Origin of the sequence: Catenulispora sp. GAS73, from assembly GCF_041262085.1 — a bacterium.
In the GTDB taxonomy this organism is placed as follows: domain Bacteria; phylum Actinomycetota; class Actinomycetes; order Streptomycetales; family Catenulisporaceae; genus Catenulispora.
Genome location: NZ_JBGCCM010000060.1, coordinates 38,660 through 45,848 on the forward strand (window position 1 = coordinate 38,660; position 7,189 = coordinate 45,848).

General features: G+C 68.9%; 5 protein-coding genes. All 5 read left to right on the plus strand.

All coding sequences use genetic code 11. The features are described from left to right. Positions 1-264: 264 nt before the first annotated feature. The 5 genes from ABH935_RS48105 (at position 265) to ABH935_RS48125 (ending at position 7,030) form a co-directional block, all read left to right on the plus strand. Positions 265-1,749, plus strand: a complete 1,485-nt coding sequence (locus ABH935_RS48105) for a non-reducing end alpha-L-arabinofuranosidase family hydrolase (protein ID WP_370384726.1) — start codon at positions 265-267, stop codon at positions 1,747-1,749. Between the two features lie 39 nt (positions 1,750-1,788). Further along, positions 1,789-2,889 carry a glycoside hydrolase family 11 protein gene (locus tag ABH935_RS48110; RefSeq protein ID WP_370384727.1) on the plus strand — a complete coding sequence of 367 codons (1,101 nt, stop codon included), beginning with the start codon at positions 1,789-1,791 and terminating at the stop codon, positions 2,887-2,889. 122 nt (positions 2,890-3,011) lie between these two features. Then, a complete protein-coding gene (locus tag ABH935_RS48115) occupies positions 3,012-3,932 on the plus strand; it encodes an NADP-dependent oxidoreductase (protein WP_370384728.1) in 921 nt (306 codons plus the stop codon). A gap of 201 nt (positions 3,933-4,133) precedes the next feature. Beyond that, entirely contained in the window at positions 4,134-6,293 is a 2,160-nt protein-coding gene (locus ABH935_RS48120; protein WP_370384729.1) for a cellulose binding domain-containing protein, read from the plus strand. A gap of 170 nt (positions 6,294-6,463) precedes the next feature. Next, positions 6,464-7,030, plus strand: a complete 567-nt coding sequence (locus tag ABH935_RS48125; protein WP_370384730.1) for a hypothetical protein — start codon at positions 6,464-6,466, stop codon at positions 7,028-7,030. Positions 7,031-7,189 lie beyond the last annotated feature (159 nt).

Genomic DNA, 7,189 nt, shown 5'->3' on the forward strand with positions numbered 1-7,189 from the left:
AATCTCCGGCGATTCATGGGATGTCGGTGATCGCGGCCGATGGTGAAACTTTCGCCCGCCGCGACCTGGGCCTCGGCTCTTCGAACGCTGCGAAGCCGCTCATCCTCCCAGCTCATCGGCGTGATCGTGTAGCGGCTGGCGCGGCCGGCGCCGGGTGCGGCCTTGAGGCGGCCGGGCGTTAGTGGCAGCTTCACGCACTGGTGCGGCATCCGGCACCGCGTCGAGTGATCCCATCTCCACCGAGGGTCTTCAAGGAGTGTGCCCATGAGCCTCATCGACCGCCGCGCGGCGCTCGCCGCCGTCGTGGCGACCGGCCTCGCGGTCGCCGGCGTGGCCGTCGCGACGACCGCCGCCCGGGCCTCTGCCGGCTGCCAGGTCGTCTACACGGTGTCGAGCCAGTGGTCCGGCGGGTTCAGCACGAACATCAACGTCACCAACGAGGGGGACGCGGTGACGTCCTGGCGGCTGACGTGGTCGTTCGGCGCCGCGCAGACCGTCAGCCAACTGTGGAACGGGACCGTGACCCAGACCGGCGCGCAGGTCAGCGTCGCCAACGCCGCCTACAACGGATCCATCGCCTCCGGCGGCACTGTGAGCCTGGGCTTCAACGGGACGTGGACCGGCAGCAACCCCGTGCCCACGGACTTCGCGCTCAACGGTGTGTCCTGCCAAGGCTCGCAGCCGCCGCCCACGACACCGTCGACGGGGCCCACGACGACGCCTTCGACGAGCCCGTCGAGCAGTCCTTCGACGACTCCGAGCAGCCCCGGCGGTTCGCTGCCGAGCAGCTTCCGCTGGAGCTCCAGCGGCATCCTGATCAGCCCGAAGTCCGACGCGACGCACAACATCATCGCGGTGAAGGACCCGTCGGTCGTCTCCTACAACAACCGGTGGTACGTGCTGCTGTCCACCGTGGACTCCAACGGGAACTACGGCATGGCGCAGACCAGCTTCAGCGACTGGTCGCAAGCCGCCTCGGCGCCGTTGACCTACCTGGACACGACGCCGATCGGGGGCGGCTACAAGACCGCGCCGATGGTCTTCTACTTCGCCCCGCAGAAGCTCTGGTACGTCACCTACCAGATGGGTTCGAACATCGGGTACTCGACCAATCCCGACATCAGCAACCCGTCCGGGTGGAGTGCGCCGCACACCTTCTACAGCAACGGGATCCCCTCGATCATCCAGCAGAACATCGGCAGCGGCTACTGGGTCGACAGCTGGGTGATCTGCGACTCGGCGAACTGCTCCCTGTTCTCCGCCGACGACAACGGGCACATCTACCGCTCGACGAGTTCCCTCTCGCAGTTCCCCAACGGGTTCGGCGACGGGAGCAACACCGTCATCGCCGCCTCCGCGCCGAACAAGTACGACATGTTCGAGGCCGACAACGTCTACAAGGTCGACGGGTCGAACACCTATCTGATGGTCGTGGAGGCCATCGGCTCCGACGGCCACCGGCTGTTCCACTCCTGGACCGCCAACAGCCTCGCCGGCTCCTGGACCCCGCTGGCTGCCACACAGACGAACCCGTTCCTGGCCGCCTCCAACACGACGTTCAGCGGAACGCCCTGGACGCAGGACCTCAGCAGCGGCGAGGCGATCCGCAGCGGCTACGACCAGACGGTCACCATCAGTCCCTGCCGCCTGCAGTACCTGTACCAGGGCAAGGACCCGTCGGCGAACCAGAGCTACAACCTGCTGCCCTGGCGCATCGGGCTGGCGACGCAGACCAACTCCACCTGCTGAACTCCACCCGCTGAAACCCGCAAGAAGGAAGGATCGGCAATGATCACACGTGGCAGACGGTTGGTGACAGCCCTCTGTATCGCGCTGCTGGCAGCTGTCGGGGTCTTCATGCCGAGCACGGCGAGCGCCTCGACGATCTGCAACAGCCAGACCGGTAGCAACAACGGCTACTACTACTCGTTCTGGACCGCGGGCAGCGGGTCGGCCTGCATGACGTTCGGCTCCGGCAGCAACTACAGCACCTCCTGGAGCAACGCCGGCAACTTCGTGGCCGGGGAGGGCTGGAGCACCGGCGGGCGCCGGACCGTCAACTACTCCGGCACCTTCAACCCCTCCGGCAACGGCTACCTGTCGCTCTACGGCTGGACCACCAACCCGCTGGTCGAGTACTACATCACCGACAACTGGGGCAGCTACCGGCCGACCGGCAACTACATGGGCACCGTCACCAGCGACGGCGGCACCTACGACATCTACGAGACGACCAGGGTCAACGCTCCCTCCATCATCGGGACCGCGACGTTCAACCAGTACTGGGCCGTCCGGCAGAGCCGGCGCACCGGAGGGACCATCACCACCGGCAACTTCTTCGACGCCTGGGCCAGCCACGGCATGAACATGGGCCAGTTCAACTACATGATCCTGGCCACCGAGGGCTACCAGAGCAGTGGCAACTCCAACATCACCGTCGACGCGTCGGGCGGTGGCGGTGGCGGCGGGGGAGGAGGAGGCGGTGGCGGCGGCACGACCGGCGAGCTGCACGCGGTCGGCGCCGGCAAGTGCCTGGACGTCCCCAACTCCTCGACCACGCCGGGCACGCAGCCGCAGATCTACGACTGCTGGGGCGGCGCGAACCAGACCTGGACCCGCACCTCGTCCGGCCAGCTGACCGTCACGATGAACGGCACCACGCTCTGCCTGGACGCGTACAACAACCAGACCTCACCGGGCACCAAGGTGGAGACCTGGTCGTGCAACGGCGGCGCGAACCAACAATGGAACGTCAACTCGAACGGCACGGTCACCGGCGTCCAGTCAGGGCTCTGCCTGGACGTGAGCGGGGCCAGTACCGCCAACGGCGCCCTGGTCCAGCTGTGGACCTGCAGCGGTGCCTCGAACCAGCACTGGACGTTGGGGTGAGAGCGGAAGCCGGTCTCGACCGACTGCCCTGACGCGGGGCCGGTCGGCGTGTCGAACGCGAGCGGCACGCCGACCGGCGTAACCCGGGTTTCGCCCCGCGGCACGATGGACATCGCTCAGAAATGCAAGCCGCTACCTATTCCGGGTACTCCGCCGACAACTCGCGCCTGACCGTCGGCGAGGTGCCCGACCCCAAAGTCGGCCCGGGGCAGGTACTGATCGAGGTGCGCGCCGCCGGCGTCAACCCGGTCGACTGGAAGGTCATGGCCGGCGGCCTCGACGCGATGATGGACACCGTCTTCCCCACCATCCCGGGCTGGGACGTCGCCGGCGTGGTCCGCGCCGCAGGCCCCGACACCCCCGAGTTCACCGCCGGCGACGAGGTCATGGCCTACGCCCGCAAGGACGTCGTCCAGGCCGGCACCTTCGCCCAACTGGTGACCGTCTCGGCCCGCGACGTGGCCCGCAAACCGGCAGCCCTGGACTGGCCCCAGGCCGGCGGCCTGCCCCTGGCCGGCCTGACCGCCCTGCGCTCACTGGACGCCCTGCGCGTCGGCACACGCGACACGCTGCTGATCCACGCCGCGGCCGGCGGCGTCGGCAGCATCGCGGTCCAGATCGCCCGGGCGCGCGGCGCCCGCGTCATCGGCACCGCATCGGAGCGCAACCACGACTTCCTGCAGGCCCTGGGCGCGGAGCCGATCGCGTACGGCGATGGCCTCACGGAGCGCGTGCGCGCGCTGGCACCCGACGGCGTGACCACGGTACTGGACTGCATCGGCGGCCAGCTGGAGACAACACTCGCGGTCCTGGCCCCCGGCGGCCGACACGTGTCGATCGCCGACCCGGCCGTCACCCAGCACGGCGGCCGGTGGATCTGGGTCCGACCCGACGGCGCGGGGCTCGCGGAGCTGGCGTACCTGGCCAACCGGGGGCTGCTGACCGTGGAGGTCGCGCAGACGTTCGGGTTGACGGACGTGGCTGCGGCGTTCGACGTCAGTCGGACGGGGCGCGTGCGCGGGAAGCTCGTGATCGTGCCCTGAGGCCCTCCCACGAAACTTTCGTGAAACCGGCGTTTGACCTGTGCCGCGTACCTTCCCGTCACTACGGGCTCTGACATGCCGGTTCGATTCCTTCGACGATCCGGCTGCTCGCCGCCGTCCGCCATGCCGCCCAACGCCGTGCGCCGCCAGAGCTACGCTCCCGCCGACACAGTCCGTCACGTCGGTGGGAAGGCGAGCATAGTGAGTGGAAAGATACCCAGGAAGCCGGTCGGCGTGCTGCTCGCGCTGGCCGGCGTGATCGGGACCGGCACCCTTGCGTCGGCGCCGCAGGCGACCGCTGCGTCGGCCGCGAGCGCGGTGTCGGTGACGGTGAACGGCACGGCCGGGCTCGGGAGTATCCCGGGCGGCGCGATCGGCCTGAACACGGCCGTCTACGACAGCAACATGAACGACACCCCGATTCCCGGCCTGCTGAAGGCGGCGGGAATCAATGCCCTGCGCTACCCGGGCGGCTCCTACTCCGACATCTACAACTGGCAGACCAACGTCGCGCAGGGTGGCTACGACGCCCCGAACACCAGCTTCGCGAACTTCATGGGCACCGCGCAGGCCGCCTCGGCGAGCCCGGTCATCACGGTGAACTACGGCACCGGGACGCCGGCGCTCGCCGCCTCCTGGGTGCAGAACGCCACCGTGACCAACAAGTACGGCGTCTCCTACTGGGAGGTCGGCAACGAGGTCTACGGCAACGGCACCTACGGCGCGAACTGGGAGACCGACGCGCACTGCCAGACGTCCTCCGGCACTCCGGTGACCGTGGGCAGCGAGCCGTCGCAGACCTACGGCTGCGGCCCCGGCACCTACGCGACCAACGTCCTGAGCTACATGTCGGCGATGAAGGCGGTCAGCTCCAACGCCCACGTCTGCGCCGTTCTGACCACGCCGGGCGGCTGGCCCGACAACGTCACCAACCCCCAGACCAGCCCGCTGCCGTGGAACCAGACGGTCCTCACGGCGCTCGGCGCCAAGACGGACTGCGTGATCGTGCACTACTACCCGGGCGGCTCCAGCGCGGCGGCGATGCTCACCGCGACCAGCCAGATCTCCGGGATCGTCTCCACCGTCAAGTCGGAGATCAGCCAGTACGCGAAGGTGGACCCGGCCTCCGTGCCGATCCTCGTCTCCGAGGCCAACTCGAACGTGGACATGGACACCCAGCCGAACGCGCTGTTCGCCGCCGACATGTACATGACGTGGCTGGAGAACGGCGTGTCCAACGTGGACTGGTGGGACGAGCACAACGGCCCCGGCACCAACCCGCCGAGCATCGTCAACGGCGCGCAGGACTACGGTGACTACGGCATCTTCTCCAGCGGCGGCAACAACAGCGGCGTGACCGAGCCGGCCGTGGAGACACCGTTCGCGCCGTACTACGGCATCGAGATGCTCTCCAAGCTCGGCGGCCCCGGCGACACCATGGTGAACAGCACGTCCTCCAACGCGCTGGTCCGGGTGCACGCGGTGCGCCGCGCGGGCGGGAACCTGGATCTGCTGATCGACAACGAGGATCCCGGCACCTCCTACACCGTGAACCTCGCCTACAACGGATTCACCCCCACAGGCAGCCCGACCGTCTTCACCTTCGCGAACAACGGGAACTCGATCACCAGCACTACACAGAGCTCTGCGTCATCGGTGACGGTCGCGCCCTACACACTCACCGTCGTGCAGGTCCCCGGCAGCGGCGGGGGCGGCGTGACGGCGCCGGGCGCACCGGGGCAACCGACCGTGTCCGGTCTGTCGTCCAGCACCTCTGGCAACAGCAGCGGCGTCGCCACCCTGACTTGGCCCCCGGCCACGGCCGGTACGTACCCGGTCGCGAACTACCAGGTCTACCGCCAGAGCAGCGGCGGCGGCAGCACACTGGTCGGCACCACCAGCGCCACGACCCTGAACCTCAGCGGCCTGACGATCGGCGCCGCCTACACCTACGACGTGGTCGCAGTGGACTCCCACGGCAATCCGTCGCTGCCCTCACCACCGGTGACGTTCACCGTGCCGCCACCGTCCAACGCCAGCTGCGCGGTGCACTACGCGATCAGCAGCTCCTGGTCCGGCGGCTTCGGCGCCGCGATCACCGTCACCAACCGCGCCGCGACCGCGGTCAACGGCTGGACACTCACGTTCTCCTGGCCCGACTCCGGCGAGGCGGTCCAGAGCGGCTGGAACGGCACGTGGAGCCAGACCGGCTCAACGGTGACCGTGGCGAACGCCGCGTGGAACGGCACCATCGCGGCCTCCGGCGGGACGGCGAGCGTCGGCTTCAACGGCACCGACACCGGACAGGACCCGGCGCCGACGGTGTTCGCACTCAACGGGACGGTGTGCGCGAACAACTGACCGGCAGACCGGATCGGATCGGTCCGGTTCAAGAGGAAAACGGCGCCTGGCTTCGCGGCCAGGCGCCACTCCTGATGATTGCCGAGCGCCGAGCGTCCCTATGTGACGTTCAGCTTCACCGAAGCAGCCGCGGTGTAGAAAAGCACTCGCCCGCAGCAGACACTGGAGGCATGAAGATAACGGGGAAGCTGAGTCCGCAGGAGTTCTGGGCGCGCATGGACGAAGGCGACGCACGAGTCCGCGCCGAGTCCGGCGCCCTGCCCCTGTTCGGCGTGGCCGACTGGACGGGCCCGCGCATGACCGGCGACTGGGGCTGGGTGAACGACCGCCTGACATCGGCCGGCCTCGCCCACGGGGACCGCCAGGGCACAGGCGCCTTCATCCACGTGAAGACGACCACCGACGACCCCACGGAAGCCGCCCTCGGCCACAGGATGGGAGCCCACCTCCCCCTGACCGACCCGGAACAGTTCCCAACCCTGCGAAACCGCCTCCGCACCGACCCCGGCACCCCAACAACCGTGACCATCGACGACGAGCCCCACGACTTCCACCAGTGGAGCGCCCCCGACGGCACCTGGCTGGCCGCCGGCCACCACGGCGAGACAGCCCTCATCATCGAGGCATCGGCCGCCGTGGACATCACGCAGCTCCGCCTGATCCGCGTGACGGACATCGAACCCTACATAGCCGGCCGCCGCGCTCACCTGCGGCGACTGCGCGGCGAGGACGCTTGAGTCGGTAGGGGGTCTGGCGCTGCGCGGGTGCGGCCGGCCTGTGGGTGGTGACGGGCCAGCGCGACCGGCCATGTCGTTCGTCGTGTCCGACCGGACCATGCGGGGTGTTGGTTCTGGGTCCCTCGCCGCGTCGGCGGGCTCTGCCAACCTGCCCGGTTT

Excerpts from the sequence above, each read along its gene's own strand:
- ABH935_RS48105 (WP_370384726.1), top strand. The coding sequence starts at position 265 with ATGAGCCTCATCGACCGCCGCGCGGCGCTCGCCGCCGTCGTGGCGACC.
- ABH935_RS48110 (WP_370384727.1), top strand. The coding sequence starts at position 1,789 with ATGATCACACGTGGCAGACGGTTGGTGACAGCCCTCTGTATCGCGCTG.
- ABH935_RS48115 (WP_370384728.1), top strand. The coding sequence starts at position 3,012 with ATGCAAGCCGCTACCTATTCCGGGTACTCCGCCGACAACTCGCGCCTG.
- ABH935_RS48125 (WP_370384730.1), top strand. The coding sequence starts at position 6,464 with ATGAAGATAACGGGGAAGCTGAGTCCGCAGGAGTTCTGGGCGCGCATG.